Source organism: Candidatus Accumulibacter contiguus, from assembly GCF_036625285.1.
Lineage (GTDB): Bacteria > Pseudomonadota > Gammaproteobacteria > Burkholderiales > Rhodocyclaceae > Accumulibacter > Accumulibacter contiguus.
This window is the reverse complement of the sequence record NZ_JAZKUC010000001.1, coordinates 363,860-386,233: the sequence shown is the minus strand read 5'-3', so window position 1 is coordinate 386,233 and position 22,374 is coordinate 363,860. Positions and strand designations below refer to the sequence as shown.

The 22,374-nt window shown below is 64.6% G+C and carries 21 protein-coding genes; 13 read left to right on the top strand and 8 right to left on the bottom strand.

Going from position 1 to position 22,374, the window contains the following annotated elements; all coding sequences use genetic code 11:
• The first annotated feature begins 7 nt into the window (after positions 1 to 7).
• Complete coding sequence (locus tag V5B59_RS01920) at positions 8 to 1,447, top strand: dihydrolipoyl dehydrogenase (protein WP_169069442.1); 1,440 nt, start codon at positions 8 to 10, stop codon at positions 1,445 to 1,447.
• Positions 1,448 to 1,463: 16 nt separating this feature from the next.
• Here the strand turns inward: V5B59_RS01920 and V5B59_RS01915 are convergent, their stop codons facing one another.
• The 3 genes from V5B59_RS01915 to V5B59_RS01905 are packed head-to-tail and all read right to left on the bottom strand — an operon-like array spanning position 1,464 to position 4,518.
• Positions 1,464 to 2,534, bottom strand: a complete 1,071-nt coding sequence (locus V5B59_RS01915; RefSeq protein WP_332351519.1) for a sensor histidine kinase — start codon at positions 2,532 to 2,534, stop codon at positions 1,464 to 1,466.
• Complete coding sequence (locus V5B59_RS01910) at positions 2,535 to 3,239, bottom strand: response regulator transcription factor (protein WP_169069440.1); 705 nt, start codon at positions 3,237 to 3,239, stop codon at positions 2,535 to 2,537.
• Entirely contained in the window at positions 3,214 to 4,518 is a 1,305-nt protein-coding gene (locus V5B59_RS01905) for a PAS domain-containing protein (RefSeq protein WP_169069439.1), read from the bottom strand. Before V5B59_RS01905 ends, V5B59_RS01910 begins: the two co-directional genes overlap by 26 nt.
• A 273-nt stretch (positions 4,519 to 4,791) precedes the next feature.
• Here V5B59_RS01905 and bufB point away from each other — a divergent pair, with 273 nt between their 5' ends.
• The 11 genes from bufB to V5B59_RS01850 all read left to right on the top strand — a co-directional run bounded on the left by bufB (position 4,792) and on the right by V5B59_RS01850 (position 17,845).
• Positions 4,792 to 5,697: an MNIO family bufferin maturase gene (gene bufB, locus V5B59_RS01900; protein ID WP_169069438.1), complete on the top strand. Its 906-nt coding sequence runs from the start codon at positions 4,792 to 4,794 to the stop codon at positions 5,695 to 5,697.
• Entirely contained in the window at positions 5,681 to 6,550 is an 870-nt protein-coding gene (locus V5B59_RS01895; protein ID WP_169069437.1) for an HvfC/BufC N-terminal domain-containing protein, read from the top strand. Before bufB ends, V5B59_RS01895 begins: the two co-directional genes overlap by 17 nt.
• Before the next feature lie 88 nt (positions 6,551 to 6,638).
• Positions 6,639 to 6,935, top strand: a complete 297-nt coding sequence (locus tag V5B59_RS01890; protein ID WP_034909565.1) for a BufA1 family periplasmic bufferin-type metallophore — start codon at positions 6,639 to 6,641, stop codon at positions 6,933 to 6,935.
• A 72-nt stretch (positions 6,936 to 7,007) separates the two neighbouring features.
• Positions 7,008 to 7,502 (top strand): DoxX family protein, encoded by a 495-nt coding sequence (locus V5B59_RS01885; RefSeq protein WP_169069436.1) that lies wholly within the window; start codon positions 7,008 to 7,010, stop codon positions 7,500 to 7,502.
• Between the two features lie 36 nt (positions 7,503 to 7,538).
• Positions 7,539 to 8,366 carry an SDR family oxidoreductase gene (locus V5B59_RS01880; RefSeq protein WP_248594682.1) on the top strand — a complete coding sequence of 276 codons (828 nt, stop codon included), beginning with the start codon at positions 7,539 to 7,541 and terminating at the stop codon, positions 8,364 to 8,366.
• Between the two features lie 96 nt (positions 8,367 to 8,462).
• Complete coding sequence (locus V5B59_RS01875) at positions 8,463 to 9,947, top strand: FAD-dependent oxidoreductase (protein WP_169069434.1); 1,485 nt, start codon at positions 8,463 to 8,465, stop codon at positions 9,945 to 9,947.
• A 1-nt stretch (position 9,948) separates the two neighbouring features.
• Positions 9,949 to 12,030 (top strand): amylo-alpha-1,6-glucosidase, encoded by a 2,082-nt coding sequence (locus V5B59_RS01870; protein ID WP_169069433.1) that lies wholly within the window; start codon positions 9,949 to 9,951, stop codon positions 12,028 to 12,030.
• A gap of 22 nt (positions 12,031 to 12,052) precedes the next feature.
• On the top strand, positions 12,053 to 14,797 hold the full coding sequence (locus V5B59_RS01865; RefSeq protein WP_169069432.1) for an MGH1-like glycoside hydrolase domain-containing protein: 2,745 nt from the start codon (positions 12,053 to 12,055) through the stop codon (positions 14,795 to 14,797).
• 12 nt (positions 14,798 to 14,809) lie between these two features.
• A complete protein-coding gene (locus V5B59_RS01860) occupies positions 14,810 to 15,619 on the top strand; it encodes an MIP/aquaporin family protein (RefSeq protein ID WP_169069431.1) in 810 nt (269 codons plus the stop codon).
• Complete coding sequence (locus tag V5B59_RS01855; protein WP_248594681.1) at positions 15,616 to 16,707, top strand: DoxX family membrane protein; 1,092 nt, start codon at positions 15,616 to 15,618, stop codon at positions 16,705 to 16,707. Before V5B59_RS01860 ends, V5B59_RS01855 begins: the two co-directional genes overlap by 4 nt.
• The gene (locus V5B59_RS01850; RefSeq protein ID WP_308240056.1) at positions 16,631 to 17,845 is read left to right on the top strand and encodes an NAD(P)/FAD-dependent oxidoreductase; all 1,215 of its coding nucleotides are present in this window, start codon (positions 16,631 to 16,633) and stop codon (positions 17,843 to 17,845) included. Before V5B59_RS01855 ends, V5B59_RS01850 begins: the two co-directional genes overlap by 77 nt.
• An 81-nt stretch (positions 17,846 to 17,926) precedes the next feature.
• Here the strand turns inward: V5B59_RS01850 and V5B59_RS01845 are convergent, their stop codons facing one another.
• Positions 17,927 to 18,364, bottom strand: a complete 438-nt coding sequence (locus V5B59_RS01845) for a bacteriohemerythrin (protein WP_169069430.1) — start codon at positions 18,362 to 18,364, stop codon at positions 17,927 to 17,929.
• A 146-nt stretch (positions 18,365 to 18,510) separates the two neighbouring features.
• The gene (locus tag V5B59_RS01840; RefSeq protein ID WP_248594680.1) at positions 18,511 to 18,966 is read right to left on the bottom strand and encodes an FmdB family zinc ribbon protein; all 456 of its coding nucleotides are present in this window, start codon (positions 18,964 to 18,966) and stop codon (positions 18,511 to 18,513) included.
• 215 nt (positions 18,967 to 19,181) lie between these two features.
• Here V5B59_RS01840 and V5B59_RS01835 point away from each other — a divergent pair, with 215 nt between their 5' ends.
• Complete coding sequence (locus V5B59_RS01835; protein WP_169069429.1) at positions 19,182 to 20,015, top strand: formylglycine-generating enzyme family protein; 834 nt, start codon at positions 19,182 to 19,184, stop codon at positions 20,013 to 20,015.
• A gap of 25 nt (positions 20,016 to 20,040) precedes the next feature.
• On the opposite strand, the gene motD is transcribed toward V5B59_RS01835, so the two are convergent.
• From motD to V5B59_RS01820, 3 genes are all read right to left on the bottom strand, one after another.
• Positions 20,041 to 20,817, bottom strand: coding sequence for a flagellar motor protein MotD (gene motD / locus V5B59_RS01830; protein WP_169069428.1), 777 nt, complete (start codon positions 20,815 to 20,817; stop codon positions 20,041 to 20,043).
• A gap of 72 nt (positions 20,818 to 20,889) precedes the next feature.
• Entirely contained in the window at positions 20,890 to 21,630 is a 741-nt protein-coding gene (locus V5B59_RS01825) for a flagellar motor protein (protein ID WP_169069427.1), read from the bottom strand.
• On the bottom strand, positions 21,623 to 22,369 hold the full coding sequence (locus tag V5B59_RS01820; RefSeq protein ID WP_169069426.1) for an RNA polymerase sigma factor FliA: 747 nt from the start codon (positions 22,367 to 22,369) through the stop codon (positions 21,623 to 21,625). Before V5B59_RS01820 ends, V5B59_RS01825 begins: the two co-directional genes overlap by 8 nt.
• Positions 22,370 to 22,374: the final 5 nt, after the last annotated feature.

Sequence of the window (22,374 nt, the reverse complement as noted above, 5' to 3'; positions counted from 1 at the left end):
AAGGCCCATGAATACACTGGAAGTTGATGTCGCCATCATCGGCGCCGGTACCGCCGGAATGTCCGCCTACCGCGCCGCGCTGGCGCATACCCGCAGCGTCCTGGTGATCGAGGGAGGGCCGTACGGGACGACCTGCGCGCGCGTCGGTTGCATGCCCAGCAAGCTGCTGATTGCCGCCGCCGAGGCCGCGCATGCGGCAAGGCACGCCGACGCCTTCGGTGTCGTCGTCGATTCGCTGCGCATCGATGGCGCCGCCGTCATGCAGCGCGTTCGCGATGAACGCGACCGCTTTGTCGGCTTCGTCACCGAGGCGGTGGAACATTGGCCGGCAGAGCACCGCTTGCGCGGTCACGCCCGTTTTCTCGACGGCCACACGCTGCAGGTTGGCGAGCACACGCGCGTAACGGCGCGGCGCATCGTCATTGCCAGCGGCTCGCACCCGAACGTGCCGGCCGAATGGCGCGAGGCCGCCGGCGACCGGCTGATCGTCAACGACGATGTCTTTGCCTGGCAATCGCTGCCGCAGTCCGTCGCCGTTCTCGGTACCGGGGTGATTGCCCTGGAGTTGGCGCAGGCCTTGCATCGATTGGGCGTGCGCGTGGGTCTCTACGGCCGCAGCGAGCGCGTCGGCCCGCTCACCGACCCCGTCCTGCAGTCCGCAACGCGCAAGGTCTTCGCACAGGAACTGCCGATGCGCCTGGGCGCGTCCGACCTGCACCTGCAGCGTGTCGGCAACGAGGTCGCCGTCCGCGTCGGTGACGAGGATGCGGCCGCTGAACAGCGCTACGAGTGGATACTGGCGGCTAGCGGCCGCCCTCCCAATCTGCAGGCGCTCGGCTTGCAGCAGAGCGGCCTGCCGCTGGACACGCGCGGTGTGCCCTTGTTCGATCCCGGTACCGGCCAGATCGCCGACAGCCACGTCTTCATCGCCGGCGACGCCACCCATGAGCGGGAGATCCTCCACGAGGCGGCCGACGAAGGCCGCATCGCCGGTGACAATGCCGGCCGCTTCCCCGACGTGCGCGTGCGTCCGCGGCGCGCCCCGTTGTCGGTGGTGTTCTCCGATCCACAGATCATGCTCGCCGGACAGAGCCACGCACAGTTGCTGCACTCGGGGCTGGACTTCGCGGTGGGTGGGGTCTCGTTCGAAGATCAGGGCCGCAGCCGCGTCATGCTGAAGAATCGCGGTGCCCTGCATCTCTATGCCGAGCGCCGTAGCGGTCGCCTGCTGGGTGCCGAAATGCTCGGTCCGGCGGCGGAGCATCTGGGGCATCTGCTGGCCTGGTCGGTGCAGCGAGGCGACAGCGTGCAGGCGATGCTCGACAGTCCCTTCTACCACCCGGTCATCGAAGAGGGCCTGCGAACGGCGCTGCGCGGGCTGCAGCGCGCCTTGCGCATGGGGCCGCCGCCCGTCGAGCGTTGCCTGGACTGTGGTCCGGGCGCGTGAACCGCGACCCTGGGTTTCAGCCGTGCCACGGCACGGCCGGCAGGCCGAAGCGGAAGGTGGTGCCAACCCCGGCGGCGCTGTCCACGGCAATGCTTCCACCGTGCAGTTCGACGATCCTCCTGGTGATCGCCAGACCCAGACCGGCGTGGCCGGCACTGCCGAACTCACCACGGTCGGCGCGGTAGTAGCGGTCGAAGACCTGCGCCAGATCCTCGGGGGCAATGCCGCGACCGGTGTCGCTGATGCTGACCAGCACGTGCTCCGCCTCGGCGGCCAGTTCGATGCGCACCGTGCCGCCGGCGGGCGTGTGGCGGATGGCGTTCTCGAGCATGTTTTCCAGGACGCGCTCGATCATGCCGATATCGGCCCGTACCGCCGGCACCGCGCTGGCAAAGCGATGTTCGAGGCGCAGGCCACGCTGCTCGGCTGTGAGCTGGAACTTCTGCAAGACGTCCTGCACCAGCTCGGTCAGCGGAAAGGCTTCCGCTTGCGGGCAGACTTCGTGGGCCTCGAGCTTGGTGAGTTCGAACAGGTCACGCACCAGTTTGCCCAGTCGGTCGCTGTGTTTGGCAGCGATCTCGAGGTAGCTGCGTGCCTCGTCGGGAGACAGCGCGCCATGCTTCAGGAGCAGGATCTCCAGGTAGCCCTGCATCGACGCGAGCGGCGTGCGCAGGTCGTGCGACACGTTGGCGAGCAATTCCCGGCGCTGCTCGTCGTTACGTTCGAGTGCCCGCAGTTGCGAGGCAATTCGGTCCGACATTTCCTGGAATGCGATGACCAGGCGATCGATCTCGTCGCCTTCCGGCCTGGCAGTCAGACCGCGCATCGGCTGGCTCAGGCCGTGGGTGCGAAACGCATCCATCTGGGCGGCCAGCAGACGCAAGCGCCGAGTCAGCAGATTGAAGACGATCAAGGCGGCGAGCAGGGAGAAGGCGATGGCACCAATGACCAGATCGGCGGCCAGCTCGAGCAGGCGGCGGCCCTCGAGCATCTGCTCCGTCGCCACGATGAAAGCGGCGCCGAGGGCAAAGAAGATCAACATGAGAGCGATCGCCAGCTTGCCGTAGAGCGACCGCAACATGGACATTCAGCCGGCGCTCTGGTCGCGGAATTTGTAGCCCACACCCCATACCGTCAGGATGAACTCCGGCTGGTTCGGATTCGGCTCGATTTTCGCGCGCAGGCGGTTGATGTGCGCATTGACGGTGTGCTCGTAACCGCTGTGGCTATAGCCCCATACCTTGTCGAGCAGTTGGGCACGGCTGTAGACGCGGCCCGGATGCTCGGCAAAGTACAACAGCAGGTCGAACTCCTTGGCGGTGAGATCGACCGGCTTGCCGGCCAGAGTCACTTGCCGCCGTTCCACATCGACGGTAAGCGGCCCCGAGTCAAGTACCTTGCCCTGTTCGGCCGGACGGGCAAGGTGGTCCACGCGGCGAAAAATGGCTTTCACCCGCGCCGCGAGCTCGAGCAGACTGAAGGGTTTGGTGAGGTAGTCGTCGGCGCCCATCTCGAGGCCGAGAACGCGATCGAGCTCGGTGGATTTTGCCGTCAGCATCAGAATAGGCGTATAGGTGCTCTTGCCGCGAATGCGGCGGCAAATCTCCAGTCCGTCCATGCCGGGGAGCATCCGGTCGAGAATCACCAGGTCATAATCCCGCGACTCCGCTTCGGCGAGGCCGACAATCCCGTCGTAGGCGGTCTTCACCGCGCACGACAGCTCGCTGAGCTGGAGCTTGATCAGCCGGGCAATGTCCTCGTCGTCCTCAACTACCAGAACCTGTCGTACCATGTTGGCTCCCTTGCGGTTGTCCGGCAGAGTGCTTCGCCGCCTGTTGTTGCAGCATTTCGAGAGCCATCTCCCTTTCCATCTCGGCCCCTGCCCGCGCCGCGAAGACGCGGTAGATGGACTCGACCAGCATCTCGTCACCCATCGGCCTGGTGTCGAGAAAAGCGAGGTGGCCAATGACCCTGCCGTCGCTGGCGAAGATCGGAATTCCGAGATATCCCTCATAGCCCGCTTCGACAGGGAAAGTCGTTCCCACGTTCTGCGGGTGGAAGCAGACGCGCCCTTCCTTGACAACGGTCTCGCAGGGCGTACCCGGCAGGTCATACTCGAAATCATCGAGAAAGGCGTGCTCGGACCAGAAGGCCAGCGTCCGCAGGCGGCTCGTCGGGTAATCCGCGCACTCGGTGATGAAGGCACACGCGACCTGTAGCGCGCAGGCGAAATGTTGCACCAGGGTGCGGTAGAAGGCATCGCCGGCGGCGCCTGCTGTGCCTTCCGCCATCTCGTTGAGGATGGTTTCAAAGCGCTTGATGCGTGTAATGTCGGTATCCAGCCCGACCATCCGATAAGCCTTGCCACTGGCATGACGGACGACCGTTCCCCGCGACAGTATCCAGCGCGTACTGCCGTCCCGATGCAGCATGCGATATTGCTGTTCGTAGGGCTCGCCGGCGCTCTCGAGGTTGGCCTGGAGGGCGGCTTCCACCGTCGCAAGATCGGCCGCATGAATGCGCTCCCGCCACTGCTCCCGGCAGTCGGGCAAGTCGCTGTCGGCGAACCCGAGCATGCTCTTCCAGCGCGGCGAAAGCAGCATTTCGCCACTCGCCAGATTCCATTCCCACAAGCCGTCGCTGCTGCCGCGCAGGGCGAGCGCGTAGCGCTCTTCGCTCAACTGCAGCGCGGCCTCTATCTCCCGGCACCGCTGCTCGGCCGCGCACTGATGCCGCCGCTGCCTGGCGGCGGCATCAGTGAGCGCTTCGATCGTGAGCTTGACGGTCTGGATTTCATCGGTCGCAGAACGACTGGCAATGACCAGATCACCTGAATCGGAAGCTTCGCCAGGGTCAAGGGCAAGGCCCGCCAGGGGCTTGATGACCTGTCGATCGACGGCGATCGCGCTGACCACCAGGAGTGCCGTTGCGGTCGCCAACGCGGCCATCGCCAAAGCCGTCCGCCCGCCCGGCAGCATCACTTCCGGTAGCCAGCCCCATGCCAAATAGGCCACCGCAAGAACGCCGAACAGGCCGGGTGGCAGCAGGATTTTCCATCGCAAGTTGATCACGAAGCGTCCTCCAGTCGTCCTTCGCGCAGCTTTCACAGGCTCAACCATAGGCGAAGTGCGCAATGGATTCAAGTTTCTGCCGAGTGTTGCCGGCCTCTCATCGCTGGGGCTGGTCGGTACCTGCCGATGTGACCGAAGCTTGAGCGCTGCGTGACACATCCGTGATTTTCAGCCGCCATACTGCTTTCGACGATGCACAACAACCAGGGAGACAGGGTTACCCCGGCGGCCACTCCGGCTGCCACCCCAGCCCGCTCGATGAGGACAATGCACATGCCTGCTACAACCGAAACTGTCGTCAGCCATGGCCGCATTACTGCGCCAGGCGCGCTGCGCAGCCGACCGCTTGCCACGGGGATTCCGGCGCGCAGTGGGGTCGGGCTGCGCGCGCCGCACTACCGCGAAATCCTCGCCACGCTACCGGCCATCGGTTGGCTCGAAGTGCACAGCGAGAACTACTTCGGTGGCGGCGGCCAGCCGCTGCACTACCTGGAGCGCATCCGCGCCGAGTATCCAATCAGCCTGCACGGTGTCGGGCTGTCGCTGGGCACGACGGACAGCCTCGATCAGGAGCATCTGCGGGCCTTGAAGACCCTGATGGCGCGCATCGAACCCGGACTGGTGTCGGAGCATCTGTGCTGGAGCAGCGTTGCCGGCAGGCACGTGAATGACCTGCTGCCGCTGCCCTATACCGAAGAGGCCCTGGCCGTGGTCTGCGCGCACGTGCGCCAGGCGCAGGAGGCGCTCGGCCGTCCAATCCTGGTCGAGAACGTCTCCAGCTATCTGCAGTACTCGCATTCGACGATCGACGAGTGGGACTTCATTGCTGAAGTCGCCGCTCGCAGCGGCTGCGGCATCCTGCTCGACATCAACAACATTTACGTCAGCGCCTGCAATCACGGCTTCGACGCACGGCGCTACCTGAAGGCGGTGCCGGCGGCAGCGGTCGGCGAGATGCACCTCGCGGGCTTCGACCGGATCGCCGGCCTCCTCATCGATACGCACGGCACCCGTGTCGCCGACCCGGTGTGGCAGCTCTACGCTGAGGCGGTCGAGATCATCGGTGCGCGGCCGACCCTGATCGAGTGGGATACCGACCTGCCGCCGCTGGCGGTACTGTTGCAGGAGGCGGCTACCGCCGATCGCATGCGTGGAGAAAGACATGCCCACGCTGCGTGAACTGGAGCTTGCTTTCGTGCGCGGCATGTTCGACACGACCGACGTCACGGCCGAGCGATTCATCTGCGCCAACGGCATGGCGCCGGCGGCGCGACTGGCGATCTACCGCAACAACATCGTCCACAACTATCGTGAGGCGCTCCGCGACGTCTATCCGGTCATCGAGCGACTGGTGGGAGAGGACTTCTTCCGTTTCGCCGCCGACCGCTACATCCCGTGCCATCCGTCGTGCCAGGGTAACCTGCATGGTTTTGGTGGCGAGTTCGCCGCTTTTCTCGAGCAATTTCCCCCGGCGGCCGGCTTGCCCTATCTCGGCGACGTGGCGCGGCTGGAGTGGAGCTGGCATGAATCGTTTCATGCCGCCGACGGCAGTGCGATGGCGATCGACCGGTTGATGACGGTGGCGGAAGCCGCGCTGCCATCACTGCACTTCCAGTTACACCCGAGCTGCCGGCTCCTGGCATCGCCTTTCCCGGTTGACCGCATCTGGGCGGCCAATCAGCCCGACGCTGCGGAGAGCGTGACGGTCGACCTCAGCGCGGGTGGCGTGCGGCTGCTGATCCACCGTCGGGGTGATGCGGTGGCCATCGAGCCCGTCGGCGACCCCGAGTTCGCATTGCTGGCGGCGCTGATGCAGGGCATGCCGCTTCGGGGTGCGCTGGACGCAGCGCGCGCGGTCGATGCGAATTTTGACCTCGCGGCCTTTCTGGTGCAGCGGGTAAGCGATAGCACGCTGGCGGGGTTCGTCGTCCCGACCAGCACTGCGATCGGGTCGGTGGCCCCGCCCGGTCGCGGGCAAGGTAGCCAACGATCGCGTTTACAGAAACGTGATCTTTCGGTGAACAGGGCGTGAAGTCCGCTCTGCATACTGACCACAGATGGGATGCCATCCTGTCTGATCTCTTCAATCAACCTGTATCAACCTGTAAGGAGAAGCAACAATGAACCACTCAGAGCAAATCATCCGTAGTGCAATCGCCGGTCTGCTGGCTCTCGGCGTCAGTGCGGCAAGTAGCCAGGCCATCGCTGCTGCCGGCGATAACGAAAAGTGCGCCGGCATCGTCAAGGCCGGCAAGAACGACTGCGGCACGAGCAAGAGTTCGTGCGCCGGAACCGCCAAGGTGGACCGTGACCCGGAGGCCTGGGTGTACGTGCCCAAGGGAACCTGCGACAAGATCGCCGGCGGTACGGTCACCACCAGCGCGCATGCCAAACCCGGCGGCGCCGCGGGCAAGTAAGACTGGCATACGCCCTGTCCGATGCGGTCGCAACGGACAGGGCGGCGCCGACCCATCCTGAAGGAGAGTGAAATGGATCTCGTAGCGAATCGAAACGGCGGCATCAGCGCACCCGCCGACCATCCCGGCCGTATCGTGCGCTGGGCACAACTCGCGCTGCGCGCCGCCGAATGGCTGGCGCCAGGCCTTGACTTCGGCATCCGCCTGCTGATCGGCAGCGTCTTCTTCCAGTCGGGGTTGAGCAAGATCGCTTCCTGGTCGTCCACCGTCGCGCTGTTCGAAAACGAATACGCGGTCCCCGGCCTGCCGCCAGAAGTGGCTGCCTACCTCGGTACCGGCGTCGAACTGTTCATGCCCGTGCTGCTGGTGCTGGGCCTGGGCGCGCGTGCGTCTGCCGCGGTACTGTTCGTGTTCAACATCATCGCCGTGATCTCGTATCCCGACCTGTCCGAGGTCGGCCTCAAGGATCACCAGTATTGGGGCCTGCTGCTGCTGGTGACCTTGTTTCACGGTCCGGGCAAGCTCTCCCTGGATCATCTGATCCGCCGCAAATTTCTTGCCTGCTGAGGTGACGTGATGACTGAATCATGCGGAGTGTGCGAAATGCGGATGCATCAGACCAACATCCGGGAAACGACGCTCGACGGTCAGCGAGCCATGGTGACGGGTGCCAACTCGGGCATCGGTGAAGCGATCGCCAAAGGTCTGGCAGAAGCCGGCGCGGCCGTGGTGGTGAACTACGTCGCCGACGATGAAAATGCCCAGCGGGTGGTCGATGAAATCTGCGCTACCGGCGGTCGCGCTTTCGCCATCAAAGCCGACGTCAGCAGCGAAGAGCAGGTGCAGGCGATGTTCCAGCAGGCCGTTGCCGAGCTGGGCTCGCTCGACATCGTGGTCAACAATGCCGGCTTGCAGCAGGACGCGCCCTTTCACGAAATGACCCTGACCCAATGGCGCAAGGTGATCGACGTCAATCTCACCGGCCAGTTCCTGTGTGCGCGTGCAGCGGTGCGCGAGTTCCTGCGCCGCGGGCTGATGCCGCAATTGTCCTGCTCGTTGGGCAAGATCATCTGCCTGTCGTCGGTCCATGACGTCATCCCCTGGGCCGGGCACGCCAACTATGCGGCGAGCAAGGGTGGTGTCGCGATGCTGATGAAAACCATGGCGCAGGAACTGGCGATGCAGAAGATCCGCGTCAACGCCATCTCGCCGGGCGCAATCAAGACGCCGATCAATACCTCGGCGTGGGCGACGGCGCAGGCGGAAGCGGCCTTGCTGAAGCTCATCCCCTACTACCGGGTCGGCGAGACGCGCGATATCGCCAGGGCTGCCGTGTGGCTCGCTTCGGATCACTCCGACTACGTCACCGGCGCAACGTTGTATGTCGACGGCGGCATGACCCTGTATCCCGAATTCCGGGAAGGAGGGTGAACATGGACTCACGGTGCACCCTGACCCAGGCGCGGACCCGCGGCGCAAGAACCGCGGTGATTGCGCCGGCGGCTGTGTATTGAAGGCGGGCGTGACATGGACTACGACGTGATCATCATCGGCTCCGGTGCCGGCGGCTGTGCCGCTGCCTATCACCTGACGCAGTCGGGCAAGCGCGTGCTGCTGCTGGAAAAGGGCATGGCCCTGCCCAGGGACGGCAGCACCCTGGACGCCGACAAGGTTCTGCGGCGCGGCATGTTTCTCAGCGACGAGCCCTGGTTCGATCGCCATGGGGCGACGATCGTGCCCGAGGAACACTTCAACCTCGGCGGCAAGACCAAGTGGTACGGTGCCGCCCTGTTGCGCTTCGCCGCCCACGAATTTGCCGCCGATGCGGATCACGCCTGCCTCGCCTGGCCTTTCCCCTACGAGGAACTGGCACCGTTCTATGACGAAGCCGAGCAGCTTCTCGGCGTGCGCCAGTTCGGGATCGAGGCCAACTTCCAGCAGATCGTCTCCGGTCTGCGGCGCCGGGATGCGCAATGGCGTCGACAGCCGATGTCCCTTGGCCTGGCGGCGGACATCCTCTCCCATCCCGAAGAAGCGCGCCACTTCGACGCCTTCGCCTCGGTGCGCGGGCTGAAGTGCGATGCCGAATCGTCACTGCTACAGCGAGTGAGCCACAAGCCGAACCTGACCGTACTCACCGGCAAAGCGGTGTCCGGGTTCATCGCTACCGGCGGCGACGTCACCCGCGTGAGCGGGGTCGAGTGCGAGGACGGCAGTCGCCATTACGCGGCCGCGGTGGTGATCGCCGCCGGCACACTGCACAGCCCTCGCCTGCTGCAGTCCTACCTGGAACGTACGGGTCTGGCGCAGGTGCTGCCGAGTTATCGCCAGGTGGGCCGCAATTACAAGGCGCACGTGCTGACGGCCATGCTCGCGCTGTCACACCGTCCGGTTACCGACGTGTTGTGCAAGACGCTGCTCCTGCTGCACGACGACATGCCGCACAGTACCGTCCAGACGCTCGGCGGCAATCTGGCCGAGGAGATCGTGCGCAGCCAAATGCCCCGCTTCGTGCCGGACTGGCTGGCGGCGCCGATCGCCAAGAGGGTCTATGGCCTGTTCCTGCAGACCGAAGACGGGTCGCATCCGGACAATCGCGTCGTCGCCACGGCGCAGGGCAGCGATCGTCCCCTGCTCGACTATGACCTGGCCCGCTTGCCTGCCGCGCAGGCGGAGCACCGGCGCCTGGTGCGTACGCTGCAACGCCAGTTGCTTGGACTGGGCTATGTCGCGCTGGTCAGGGCGATTCCACTGCAGGGCACCGCCCATGCCTGTGGCACGCTGGTAACCGGCAACGATCCGGCGACTTCCGTCGTCGATGCGCACGGCAAGGTGCACGGCATGGGCAACCTGTACGTCGCCGATGGCAGCGTGCTGCCGCGCTCCAGCCGGGCCAACCCGGCGCTCACCATTTATGCCTGGGGCTTGCGCCTGGCAAGCCATCTTGGCAGCACCGTCCTGGCCGGCAGGAAAGCCGCGGGCGGATTCACCGTGGCGCACGACGGAGGCTGAGATGACCATCCAATTACCCACTGTCGTGCGTTTTGGCCGAGAAGTCTGCGGCCAACCGGATCAGGCCGAGCGCCGCGAGTGGTGGCTGGCCAACGGCCGCGGCGCTTACGCCGCCGGTACCGTCGCCGGCTCACTCACACGCCGCTATCACGGGCTGCTGGTGGCGCCGCTGCAGCCACCGCTGGGGCGTTACCTCGTATTCGCCAAGGCCGATGCGACGCTGATCGACGGCGAACAGCGCACGCCGCTGTTCACCAATCGCTGGGGCGACGGAACCATCGCGCCGGCGGGATACGTACATATCGAGTCGTTCCGCCTGCAGGGCCGCATGCCGGTATGGCGTTTCGCCGTCGGCGACGTGTCGATCGAACAACGCGTGTGGATGGAACATGGGGCGGACACCACTTACGTCGCCTTCCGTATGCTGTCCGGAAAGACCGCCCAACGCAAGCTCACGCTGCAAGTCGCTCTGCTGGTCAATGCGCGTGATCACCACGGCAGCAGCCGGCCGGGGGACTTCGAGCCGTTGATCGAAGCGGACGACAGGCAACTCGGCATTCGCCATCCGAACTGGTTCACGCTCTACCTCAAAGCGGCCGGTGGGTCCATCGCCGCGCGCCACGACTGGTGCGAGCACTTCGACCTGCCGCTGGAGCGCGAGCGCGGCCTGCCCGACCGCGACAACCATCTTTGCGTCGGCGAGGCGACACTGGATCTGAGTGGTGGCGAATGGGTCGGCGTCGTCGCCAGCCTCGACGCCGATGCGTCCAGCGACCTCCAGGTAGCCATGGCGCGGGCTCTGGCGCGCGACGCGAGCTGTCTGCAGCGCGCCAGGGACCAGGTTCCCGAGTTGGCCGCTGCTCCCGGCTGGGTCGATCAACTGATCGTCGCCGCCGACAGCTTCATCTTCGCCCGCCCGACGCTGGGCGCGCCCGACGGCGAGTCGGTCATCGCCGGCTATCCCTGGTTCGGCGACTGGGGCCGCGACACCATGATCGCGCTGCCGGGGCTGGCGCTGGCGACCGGTCGCGCAGACACTGCCGCTCGCATCCTGCGCACCTTTGCCCGCTTCGTCGACCGCGGCATGCTGCCGAATGTCTTTCCCGGCGTGGGCGACAGCGCCGAGTACAACACCGTCGACGCAGCTCTCTGGTACCTGGAGGCCTGGCGAGCCTATGTCGAGGCGAGCGGCGACCTCAGCGGCCTGCGCGAGGTGTTTCCGGTACTGCGCGAAATCGTCGATTGGCATGTTCGCGGCACGCGCTACGGCATCGGGCTGGACGCCGGCGATGGTCTCCTGCGCGCCGGCGAAGCGGGCGTGCAGCTTACCTGGATGGACGCCAAGATCGGTGATTGGGTGGTCACGCCGCGCATCGGCAAGCCGGTCGAGATCAACGCCTTGTGGTTCAACGCGCTGGCCTCGATGAGCGAGTTTGCCGAGCGCCTGGACGAACCGGCGACGCCCTACCGCGCTCTGGCCGACGCCGCGCGCGCCGGTTTCCAGCGCTTCGTCATGGCCGGCAACGGCGGACTGTTCGACGTGCTCGACGGCCCCGCGGGCGACGACGCGTCGCTGCGACCAAACCAGATCCTTGCCGTGAGCCTGCCGCATTCGCCTCTCAGCCCGGCGGCGCAGGCCGTCGTGGTGAGGCGCGTCGGCCGCGCCTTGCTCACCTCATACGGCCTGCGCTCGCTTGATCCGGCCCATCACGATTTCCAGCCGCAGTACCGTGGCGGCGTCTGGGAGCGCGACGGATCCTATCATCAGGGACCGGTGTGGGGCTGGCTACTGGGGCACTACGCCCTGGCGGAGTACCGTGTTCGCGGCGATGCGCCAGCCGCGCAGCAGCTCCTCGAAGCGCTGCACGACCATCTGCTGGACGCCGGTCTGGGCACGGTCAGCGAGATCTTCGACGGCGCGCCGCCGCATACACCGCGTGGCGCACCGTCGCAGGCCTGGTCGGTGGCCTGCGCGCTGGAGGCCTGGTGGCGACTCGCGCGGGCGCAGCGGCAAAGCGCTGCGCAAGCATCGACGCGAAACACCGGGCCGATTGGTAGTGCAGCGACGGAAGCAGCTGGATAGTCATTTTTTTGTGGAGCAGACGATGAAAGCCAACGAGATCTTGAATAGCGAGCGGCAACGCCTGGAGGCTCAGCACGAAGGACGCGAGAACTGGCGCCTGTGGGGTCCGTACCTGGCCGAGCGCGCCTGGGGAACGGTGCGCGAGGATTACAGCGAGGGCGGTAGCGCCTGGGAATACCTGGACCACGACCAGGCGCGCGCGCGCGCCTACCGGTGGAACGAAGACGGCATGGGTGGCATTTGCGACGAAAAACAACGCCTGTGCTTCGCCCTTGCGTTATGGAACGGCGCAGACCCGATTCTCAAGGAACGTGCCTTCGGACTGACCGGCAACCAGGGAAACCACGGCGAGGACGTCAAGGAATACTACTTCTACCTCGACGCCACACCGTCGCACAGCTATCTGCGCTACCTCTACAAGTACCCACAGGCCGCCTATCCCTACGCGCAACTGGTGGCGGAGAACGGCCGCCGCAGCCGCCAGGATCCACCCTTCAATCTGCTCGACACCGGCGTCTTCAACGACCAGCGCTACTGGGACGTGGAGGTGCGCTACGCCAAGGCCGCGCCCGAGGAGATTCACATCCGCATCATCGCCAGCAACCGCGGACCACAAGTAGCGACGCTGCACGTCTTGCCGACGCTGTGGTTCCGCAACACCTGGTCATGGGGCGCCAGCGTGGACGAATGGGGCGCCCCCAAAGCGGTGAGCAAACCGCTGCTGGCCGCGGCCCCCTCGCCCAGTGGCACGCAGTGGGCCGTGCGCGCCGAAGAGGAGACGCTCGGCGCCTACTTCCTCTATGGACGGCAACCGGCTGAACCGCTCTACACCGAAAACGAAAGCAACGCCGAACGTCTGTGGAAGCACCCCAATGCGCCGCCCTATGTCAAGGACGCTTTCCATCGTTACGTGGTCAACGGCGAGCTGGCGGCAGTGAATCCCGCCCGGAGCGGCACCCGATTCGCCGCGCGGCACGTGCTGACCGCGGCCGCCGGAGAGACGGTGAGCATCGAACTGACGCTGGTACGCGGCGAACGGCAGGCGCCATTCGACGAGCAGGAGGTGGTCTTCGTCCAGCGCGCGGCCGAAGCGACGATCTTCTACGAGGACCTGCAACCGCACTGCAGCCGTGAGGACGCCCGCATCCTGCGCCAGTCGCTGGCCGGCATGATCTGGTCGAAGCAGTTCTTTCACTTCGACGTGGCGCGCTGGCAGGATGGCGACCAACTGCCGCCACCGGCAGACCGCAAGCACGGTCGCAACCGCACCTGGCGGCACATGAAGGCAGCCGACGTCATCTCCATGCCGGACAAGTGGGAGTATCCCTGGTTTGCCGCCTGGGACCTGGCGTTTCATTGCGCTGCGCTGGCCCTGGTGGACGTGGACTTTGCCAAGGATCAGATCGAACTGCTGCTCAAGGAGACCTATCTGCACCCCAATGGACAGATCCCGGCCTACGAGTGGGCGTTCAGCGACGTGAACCCGCCGGTGCTGGCGATGGCGGCGCTGAAGGTCTTCCGCACCGAGCGCGTGCAACGTGGCAAAGCCGACCTCAACTTCCTGGCGCGGGTCACCCACAAGATGCTGATGAACTATACCTGGTGGCTGAACCGCAAGGACGCCGATGGCAACAATGTTTTCGAAGGAGGCTTCCTGGGGCTCGACAACATTTCGGTATACGACCGCTCGCAGCCGCTGCCCGCCGGCTATTCGTTGAAACAGGCCGATTCCACCGGCTGGATGGCGATGTTTGCGCTCAACATGACGGTGATGGCGCTCGAACTGGCTGCCGAAATGCACGACTACGAGGACGTGGCGATCCAGTGCTACGAGCAGTTCATGGCCATCGCCAACTCGATCGCCGGTTACAACCAGAGCGGTTTGACCTTGTGGGACGAGAAGGACCAGTTCTTCAAGGATCTCGTCGTGTGCCCCGACGGGCAAAGCCGGCACATCGACGTCTTTTCGTGGGTCGGGCTGATTCCGCTGTTCGCCGTCGAGGTGATCGACCAGCGCCTGCTGAAGAACGTGCCGCGCTTCCACGCCGCTTTGGTCGGCCATTACCGGGGGACCTTCGACGGGCACAAGGTGACCCACTGCCCGATTCAGAGCAATGTCCGCGAAGAACATCTGTTGTCGCTGCTCGGACCGGCGCGACTGAAGGCGGTCTTGCAGCGGGTGCTGGACGAGCGCCAGTTCCTGTCGCCCTTCGGCGTGCGCAGCGTCTCGCGCGTTCACGCCGAGCAGTGCGACCTGGGCACGCTGCCGGGAATCGGGCAGGCGCTCATCGAGTACGTGCCGGGCGAGTCCAACTCGGGGCTTTTCGGCGGCAACTCCAACTGGCGCGGGCCGATCTGGATGCCGACGAATTATGTGCTCGTCCAGGCCATCGAAAAGTTTCACCGCTACTACGGTGACAGATTCCTGGTGCCGGCGCCGTGCTGCGAGGGCGGGCAAATCACGCTCAAGGAGGCCGCCAGGCTGATCTCGGAGCGGCTGGTGAACATCTTCCGCCGCACGCCCGACGGACGCCTGCCGGCTTTCCCCGCCGGGTCGCCGTTTCAAAGCGATCCGCATTGGCAGAATCTGTTGCTCTTCCACGAGTATTTCCATGGCGACAGCGGACAGGGTCTGGGCGCGATGCACCAGACTGGCTGGACAGGCCTGGTGGCGAACCTGGTCGAGCGCCGGTATCGCGTCGATATCCCGGCCTTCTGGCGGCAGCAGCAGCAAGCACGCCAGCCCGAACCGGCCGCGCAGGTCTAGGAGCGAGCACGCATGCGCCATGCCCTGCGACAGCACTGGCCCGAGTATCTCATCGAGGCGGCGGGTCTCGGGCTGTTCATGATCTCGGCGTGCCTTGTCGTGGCGCTGATCGAGTACCCGGCGTCGCCGCTGCCGCAGCTCATCGGCGATCCCGCGCTGCGGCGCGTCCTGATCGGCATCGCCATGGGACTCACTGCGATCACCCTCATCTATTCGCCGTGGGGCAAGCGCTCGGGGGCCCATCTCAACCCGGCGGTGACACTGACCTTCTTCCGGCTCGGCAAGATCGAGCCCTGGGACGCGCTGTTCTACGTCCTCTTTCAGTTCGTCGGCGGAGTCACCGGGATGGCGGTCGCGGCCCTGCTGCTGCACGCGCCCGTGCTTTCGCATCCGGCGGTGAACTTCGTCGCGACGCTACCCGGTGAGCAGGGTGCGGCCGTCGCCTTCGTTGCCGAAGCGGCGATCTCTTTCGGCCTCATGTTGACCGTGTTGTTCGTCAGCAACTCGCCGCGCACCAATCGTTACACGGGTCTCGTCGCCGGCGCGCTGGTGGCGCTGTACATCACGCTCGAGGCACCGCTGTCGGGAATGAGCATGAATCCGGCGCGCAGCTTCGCTTCGGCCCTGTCGGCGCAGCAGTGGACGGCGATCTGGATCTACTTCACGGCACCGCTCCTGGGTATGCTCGGCGCCGCTGCGGTCTACGTGCGCCTCAAGGGTGCGGCAGCCGTGCTGTGCTGCAAGCTGCACCACGAAAATGGGCAGCGCTGCATCTTCCGCTGCCGCTACGGCGCGCAAACCACAGGAGATCAAGAGCCATGACCCACCCACACGCAGCGAAGCTCTCTTACCGACTGGCCTGGCTTCCCGGTCTCGTGAATCTGTCGGTCGTCGCCTTGCGTTTTCTCGAACGGTCGGCCGGCCCGCTGGTCGACTTGCTGATCCGCGTCACCCTGGCGCAGGTGTTCTTCGTCTCCGGCGTTCTCAAGGCCGCTAACTGGGACAACGCACTCTATCTGGCAGCCAACGAGTATCCGGTGTCGTGGCTGAACCCGGTGAGCGCGGCCTGGCTCGGCGTACTCATCGAACTGCTCGGCTCTGTCCTCTTCGCGGCAGGGCTGGCGACGCGCCTGGCCGCGCTCGCGCTGGCGGCGCTGGCGCTGGTCATCCAGTACAACTACCAGACGCTCGACACGCACCTTTTCTGGGTGGCTCTGCTGTTCTGGTTCGTCGTGCGCGGCGCCGGCGCGCTGTCGCTCGATCAGCTGCTCGCCCGCGGGCTGGCGCGCACGGCGGTGCCGTTTGCCGCTGCGACGCTCGGCCTGTGTACCGACGCCACGCGCTGGCTGGCGCCGCTGTACGCCCTGCTCCTCCGGCTGTGGCTGGCACTCGCCGTCCTGGCTGCCGTCGCTGGCTTTGCCATCGCCGCGTCGAACGGCGGCACAATGGACGTCGCGGCGCTGTTGCCGGTCACTTCTGCAGCCGTCTTCTCGTCGCCCTTGCCGCTCATTTGCGCCGCACTGTTGGCGCTCGGTTGCGCCACCCGCCCGGCCGCCCTGCTGCTGATGCTGGCCATCTCCGCCGTGCGCATGCTGGGAGCGGGCGTCGAAGCCTATCCCTATTGGTTCATGGCGCTGGCACTGATGGCTCTGTGGGGTCCGGGCCCGGTGTCGCTGGATGCGCTGGTCGAGCGCGCGCTGCGCCGGCGTTTTCCGCAGCTCGCCGGTCAGCCGGCCTTCTCGCTCGACGACGTGCCGCGCGTGGTGATCGTTGGCGCCGGCTTCGGCGGGCTGGCGTGTGCTGCGGCGCTGACGCGCGCGCGTGGCGGTGACCGTGATCGACCGCCACAACTATCATCTGTTCCAGCCCCTGCTCTATCAGGTGGCTACCTCGGGCCTGTCGCCCGGTGACATCGCGACGCCGGTGCGCGGCCTGTTCCGCGAGCACTTCAATGTTCGCGTGCTGTTCGGCGAAGTGACCCGCGTCGACCCCGTCAGGCAGGAAGTGCGGATGGACGGCCAGCGCATCGCCTACGATTACCTGGTCCTGGCCACCGGCGCGGCACACTCGTACTTCGGCCGCGACGACTGGGCGCCCTATGCCCCCGGACTGAAGCGCGTCGAAGATGCCACCGACGTCCGGCGGCGGCTGCTCACGGCCTTCGAACAGGCCGAAGTGACCGACGACCCGGTGGAGCAAGCGAGCCTGCTGACATTCCTCATCGTCGGCGGCGGCCCGACGGGTGTCGAACTCGCCGGTGCCATCGCCGAGCTGGCGAAGTTTGGCATGGAAAAGGACTTCCGCCGCTTCGACCCCGCCGCGGCACGGGTGATCCTGGTGCAAGCAGGCCCGCGCCTGCTGCCGACCTTTGCCGAGGCCTTGTCGCAACGCACCCGGCAGGCTCTGGAGAAGCTCGGTGTCGAAGTTCTACTCGACAGCCGCGTCGAGAGCATCGACGACAGCGGCGTGATGGTCAACGGCCGGACGATCGCTGCGCGCACCGTTTTGTGGGCCGCCGGTGTCGTCGCTTCGCCGGCGGCGAAGTGGCTGGGCGCGGACGCCGACCCGGCCGGCCGCGTCAAGGTCGGGCCGGACCTGTCGGTACCCGGCCTGCCGACCGTCTTCGCCATCGGCGACACGGCGCTCGCCAACGCCTGGAACGGCGCGCCGGTGCCGGGCCTGGCGCCGGCGGCCAAGCAGGGCGGCGACTATGTCGCCCAGGTGATCCGCGCCCACGTCGAGGGCCGCCCGGCGCCAGCCGCTTTCCAGTACCAGCACCTGGGCAGTCTGGCCACCATCGGGCGCAAGGCGGCGGTGGCGGACTTCGGCTTCGTCAAGCTGCACGGCGGACTCGCCTGGTGGCTCTGGGGCGCGGTGCATCTCGGTTTCCTGGTCGGCTTGCGCAACCGCATTTCGGTCATGCTCGACTGGTTCTGGGCCTATCTCACGTATCGCAGCGGCACGCGGCTCATTACCGGCGGCGCTGGCAGCCAGAAGACCGGGCAGCGGCACGCGGCGAACACGTTGCCACGGCAAGGCGCGGCCTGAGAAGCCCGGCGGGCTGCTCAACAGCCGGAGGCGTTACGCGACGGCACGAGCACGTCCTGCGCCAGTAGTTGCTGCTGTACCCTAATGGGAAACTCCCAACGAGTTCGCCGGCAGCAGATTCACCGGCCTGGCGCGGGCAAGCGCTTCACCGAGGTGGAGATCCGGGCCAGCGATATGCCGCAGCAGCCAGCGCTGCATGAACTGCGAAACGGCTGCGACGTCGATAGTCCCGAAGCTGGAGTCGTCGATCATGTTCTTGACGTCGAAGAATAACTGGCGATGCTCGCTACGGTGGATTGCGGTGAATTCATAGGCGATTTCGTCCATCAGCGCTTCTTCATGGGCGAAATGGATCTCGGTATAGCGCTCCAGTGCCACGAGGACATCGAGTGCTTCGGCCTGGTCGCCGGCAACGCTTGCGGCATGGGCACGATTGAGCAGCGCGACCAGTTCGCGGTGCTCGCGGTCGATTTGTTCGTGACCGATTTCCAGTGCCGGCGGCCACATCAGAAAAGTCATGGTTCTTCCTTGTCAATGGGGTGTGAAGTGGCTTGCCAAACGGTCATGACTTTGCAAGACACCCCCTGAAAGTCATGACCGTTTCCCCCTCATCCCCGACCCCTCTCCCGCGAGTGGAGAGGAGAGATACAAGCTCTCACTGGATCTCACTGAAAATGGCAGGCGCCTGGGCCGTCAGGGTGGCCACAACTTCCACAAGGGCCAGGAAAATCGCTGGCACCCGATCCGGTTATGGCAGAAAACGCCGACAATTTCTTGCGCAGGTCGACGCTGTGGCAGCTTGGGCACGCAGGCGCGGGCGAGGACTGGCGTACCAGCTTCTCGAACTCCTTACCGCAGGTGGTACACGCGTATTCGTAGATGGGCATGATGTCGATACTCCAAATTATCCCGAGATGGTTCTTGATATCTATGCTGGTGGCCAGATCCTGCAGTTCCTTGGCGCATATGTCGGCATCCGGCAGACTCATGTCCTGCCCATGATTGCCTACCTCGTACCTTGGGTACTTCAGCGTAATTGTACGGGTTTTGCGATGAATACGACGAATACGACGATTGCGATGGCTGACCTGGAGGCTTGACCAATGTTCCAACAAGGTCAAAAATGATGACTTCCCTTGTTTTCGACTCCGGCACGCGCACGGGCCTTCCCGGCAGGGCGTTCGGCGGGTACACTGAAAAACCTTTGTCACTTGGTGGCATTCGGCGTCGATCCGGCAGTCGTGGCAAGCATCTGATTGAAGATTCTGTCCGCCGCATCACGCGGCCCGGCAGCCCCGACAGACAATTTCCGGTCACACCGCCACGAAAGCCCATCATGTCAGAGATCATCCCCGCCAGGCCCATCCCGCTACCCTGGGTGAGCAACGTCGTTGAAGATCGCTTCGGACTCTCGGTGGTACTGCGTGTCGGTAATGCCCAGCAGCGGTTTCGCTGGATTGCACCGGGGCACTTCCTGATGGGAGCACCGGCTGACGAGGCCGAGCGGGGCTGCTCCGAATTGCCGCACGAGGTGACGCTGAGCAGCGGCTACTGGCTCGCCGATACGGCCTGCACGCAAGCCTTCTGGCTGGCGGTCTGGCCGGTGAACCCGAGCCATTTCCAGGATCACCCGCAGAATCCGGCCGAAAACGTCAGTTGGCATGATGCGCAGGGTTTCATCGCCGAGTTGAACCGACGCTTTCCAGGACTGTACGCCCGCCTGCCGAGCGAGGCCGAATGGGAATATGCCTGCCGGGCCGCGACGACGACGCCGTTCTCTTTCGGCAATCAGATCACTGTCGAGCAGGTCAACTTTCATGGCAATTACCCCTACATCGGCGGCGACAAAGGTCTCTATCGGCAACGCACCGTGACCGTCGCCTCCTTGCCGGCGAATCCCTGGGGCTTGTACGAGATGCACGGCAACGTCTGGGAATGGTGCGCCGACTGGTATGGCGAATACCCGGAGGAGCCACAGATCGACCCGCGTGGCCCGATCATCGGCAAGATGCGCGTCCTGCGCGGCGGCACCTGGAGCGACCCTGCCCGCTACGCGCGTTCTGCCAATCGCAGCCGCATCGAACCTGCCTACCGGCCGCTCAGCAGTGGTTTCCGGATTGCCCTGGGGCAAATCCGGGATCCTGTCGGGATGCGCAAGCGTATTCGCTGAATTCGCTGAATTCGCTGGAGCCGCTTCAATTGCGGCCAGCCGGCGTGATCTCGGTGCCTTTTTCGGGAATGTCGGATTCGATCTGGATCGTCACCCGGCGATTGCGCGCCCGCCCGTCCGCCAGTACATTCGGCTCGACCGGACGCGTATCGGCATAACCGATCGCGGTCAGGCGCTCCGCCGCGACGCCGGCATCGGCGAACAGGCGCAGGACGGTGGTCGCGCGCACGGCGGAAAGTTCCCAGTTCGAAGGGAACTGCGTGTTCTTGATCGGGATATTGTCGGTATGCCCCTCGATGATGATCGGAAAATCCGCAGCGACCAGCACTTCGGCGATCGACTGCATGGCTTTGACCAGTGGCGGTTGCAGCAGTGCCTGGCCGGGAGAAAACAGAATGCTGTCGTTGATTTCTATGCTCACGCCGCGGCTGGTTTCAAGAACGCGCACCTTCCCCTGCTCGATCAGCGGCGCCATCACTTCCAGAATCTCCTTGGCGACGTTACGCATTTTCTCGCGCTGTTGCTGTTTGGCGACCTCCTGCGCCTTGCTTGCCAGGTTCGGTTTCGGTACTACCGGCGCTGACGGCGGCAGAATCATCGGCGTTTGTCCAGCGCTGTTGACGGGAACATTGCGAAAGGCGCTGATCATCGAATTGCTCAGAATGCGATACTTTCCCTCATTCACCGAGGATAGCGCGTACATCACCACGAAGAAGGCAAACAGCAGGGTGATGAAATCCGCGTATGACACCAGCCAGCGGTCGTGATTGTCCTGCTCTTCCTGAGGTTTTCGCCGTGCCATCGCTTATGAACCCTTAGAGAGGGAAACGGTCATGGCTTTCATGATCCGGGGTGTCTCAAATCGCCATGACCATTAGAAGACATAGCTACGCAAGCGACTCTCGATGATGCGTGGATTATCGCCATTGGCAATACCCACCAGCCCGTCGACGAGCATTTCGCGCTGCACGATGAGACGATTGACGTGCCCCTTGAGCTTGTTGGCCATCGGCAGATACACCAGGTTGGCCAGGCCCACACCATAGATCGTTGCGACGAAAGCGACGGCAATGCCGGCACCGAGCTTCGATGGATCGGAGAGATTCTCCATCACCTGAATCAATCCCATCACCGCACCGAGAATACCGATGGTCGGCGAATAACCGCCAGCCGCCTCCCATATCCTGGCCGAAAGTTTCATCTCCTGTTCATAGGTACCGATCTCGACCTCGAGAACCTCGCGCAGTCTTTCCGGCTCTGCGCCATCCACCAGAAGCTGCAAGCCCTTGCGAGTAAACTCGTCCTTGAGCTCGTTGAGGATTGCGTCCAGCGCCAGCAGACCCTCGCGCCTAGACACCTGACTCCAGCTCGAGACCTGCTGGATCAACTGCTGATGATTGACCTGCGGGGGGTACCACATCCATTTCACCATGCGAATGCCGCGCACGAAGGTGGCATAGGGACTCTGCAACATGACCGCCCCCAGCGTACCACCGACCACGATCAGCAAGGCTGTCGGTTGCGATAGCGATCCAAGATGCCCCCCCTCGAGAATCTGGCCGCCAACGATCGCCAGCAATCCGATCAGCAGACCGAGCACACTGGTTCTATCCATGACTTGCGGCTCTGCCGAGCTTCCTGCCGTCGGCACCGAACAAACGGGCGCGCAAGCGCATCACCGCCTGGCTGTGCAACTGACACACGCGTGACTCGCTGACTTCCATCACTTCTCCGACTTCTCGCAGATTGAGATCCTGCTCATAGTAGAGCGCCATCATCAGCTTTTCTCGCTCCGGCAGCCCTTCGATCGCCTGCGCCAGCGTCTGACGGAGATTCTCGTTTTCCAGGATCGTCGACGGATCAGCGCCTTCGTCCACCAGATGATTTTCTAGATATTCCTCGCCACCCTCGGAAACCATGTCCTCCAGGTAAATCAGCTGATGCCCTCGGGCTTCCTGCAGCATTTTCTGGTAGTCGGCAAGACCCATTCCCAGAGCATCAGCAAGTTCCATTTCTGTCGGCGAGCGACCGTTCTCCTGTTCCAGCCGGGCAATCGCGACCTCGATGCGCCGATAATTGCGGCGCAGGCTGCGTGGCAACCAGTCATTGTCGCGCAGCCCGTCGAGCATCGCGCCGCGCACGCGCTGCACCGCATAGGCTTCGAACTGAGCTCCCATGCCGGACTGGAAACGGCCAATGGCGTCCAGCAGGCCGAGCATCCCGTTCTGAATCAGATCTTCCACCTGCACACTGGCAGGCAGCCGAGCCATCAGATGACAGGCGATGCGCTTGACCAGCGGAGCGAAGCGCTGGACCAGCTGATCCTTGTTGAGTTGACCAGCAGCGTTATACATGCGTT

What these genes read in the sequence shown, in the direction of transcription:
- V5B59_RS01890 (WP_034909565.1), top strand. Translation starts at nt 6,639, where the DNA reads ATGAACCACTCAGAGCAAATCATCCGTAGTGCAATCGCCGGTCTGCTG.
- V5B59_RS01820 (WP_169069426.1), bottom strand. Translation starts at nt 22,369, where the DNA reads ATGTATAACGCTGCTGGTCAACTCAACAAGGATCAGCTGGTCCAGCGC.
- V5B59_RS01920 (WP_169069442.1), top strand. Translation starts at nt 8, where the DNA reads ATGAATACACTGGAAGTTGATGTCGCCATCATCGGCGCCGGTACCGCC.
- V5B59_RS01915 (WP_332351519.1), bottom strand. Translation starts at nt 2,534, where the DNA reads ATGTCCATGTTGCGGTCGCTCTACGGCAAGCTGGCGATCGCTCTCATG.
- V5B59_RS01835 (WP_169069429.1), top strand. Translation starts at nt 19,182, where the DNA reads ATGTCAGAGATCATCCCCGCCAGGCCCATCCCGCTACCCTGGGTGAGC.
- V5B59_RS01860 (WP_169069431.1), top strand. Translation starts at nt 14,810, where the DNA reads ATGCGCCATGCCCTGCGACAGCACTGGCCCGAGTATCTCATCGAGGCG.
- V5B59_RS01865 (WP_169069432.1), top strand. Translation starts at nt 12,053, where the DNA reads ATGAAAGCCAACGAGATCTTGAATAGCGAGCGGCAACGCCTGGAGGCT.
- V5B59_RS01855 (WP_248594681.1), top strand. Translation starts at nt 15,616, where the DNA reads ATGACCCACCCACACGCAGCGAAGCTCTCTTACCGACTGGCCTGGCTT.
- V5B59_RS01875 (WP_169069434.1), top strand. Translation starts at nt 8,463, where the DNA reads ATGGACTACGACGTGATCATCATCGGCTCCGGTGCCGGCGGCTGTGCC.
- V5B59_RS01895 (WP_169069437.1), top strand. Translation starts at nt 5,681, where the DNA reads ATGCCCACGCTGCGTGAACTGGAGCTTGCTTTCGTGCGCGGCATGTTC.
- motD (WP_169069428.1), bottom strand. Translation starts at nt 20,817, where the DNA reads ATGGCACGGCGAAAACCTCAGGAAGAGCAGGACAATCACGACCGCTGG.
- V5B59_RS01910 (WP_169069440.1), bottom strand. Translation starts at nt 3,239, where the DNA reads ATGGTACGACAGGTTCTGGTAGTTGAGGACGACGAGGACATTGCCCGG.
- V5B59_RS01825 (WP_169069427.1), bottom strand. Translation starts at nt 21,630, where the DNA reads ATGGATAGAACCAGTGTGCTCGGTCTGCTGATCGGATTGCTGGCGATC.
- bufB (WP_169069438.1), top strand. Translation starts at nt 4,792, where the DNA reads ATGCCTGCTACAACCGAAACTGTCGTCAGCCATGGCCGCATTACTGCG.
- V5B59_RS01880 (WP_248594682.1), top strand. Translation starts at nt 7,539, where the DNA reads ATGCGGATGCATCAGACCAACATCCGGGAAACGACGCTCGACGGTCAG.
- V5B59_RS01845 (WP_169069430.1), bottom strand. Translation starts at nt 18,364, where the DNA reads ATGACTTTTCTGATGTGGCCGCCGGCACTGGAAATCGGTCACGAACAA.
- V5B59_RS01885 (WP_169069436.1), top strand. Translation starts at nt 7,008, where the DNA reads ATGGATCTCGTAGCGAATCGAAACGGCGGCATCAGCGCACCCGCCGAC.
- V5B59_RS01870 (WP_169069433.1), top strand. Translation starts at nt 9,949, where the DNA reads ATGACCATCCAATTACCCACTGTCGTGCGTTTTGGCCGAGAAGTCTGC.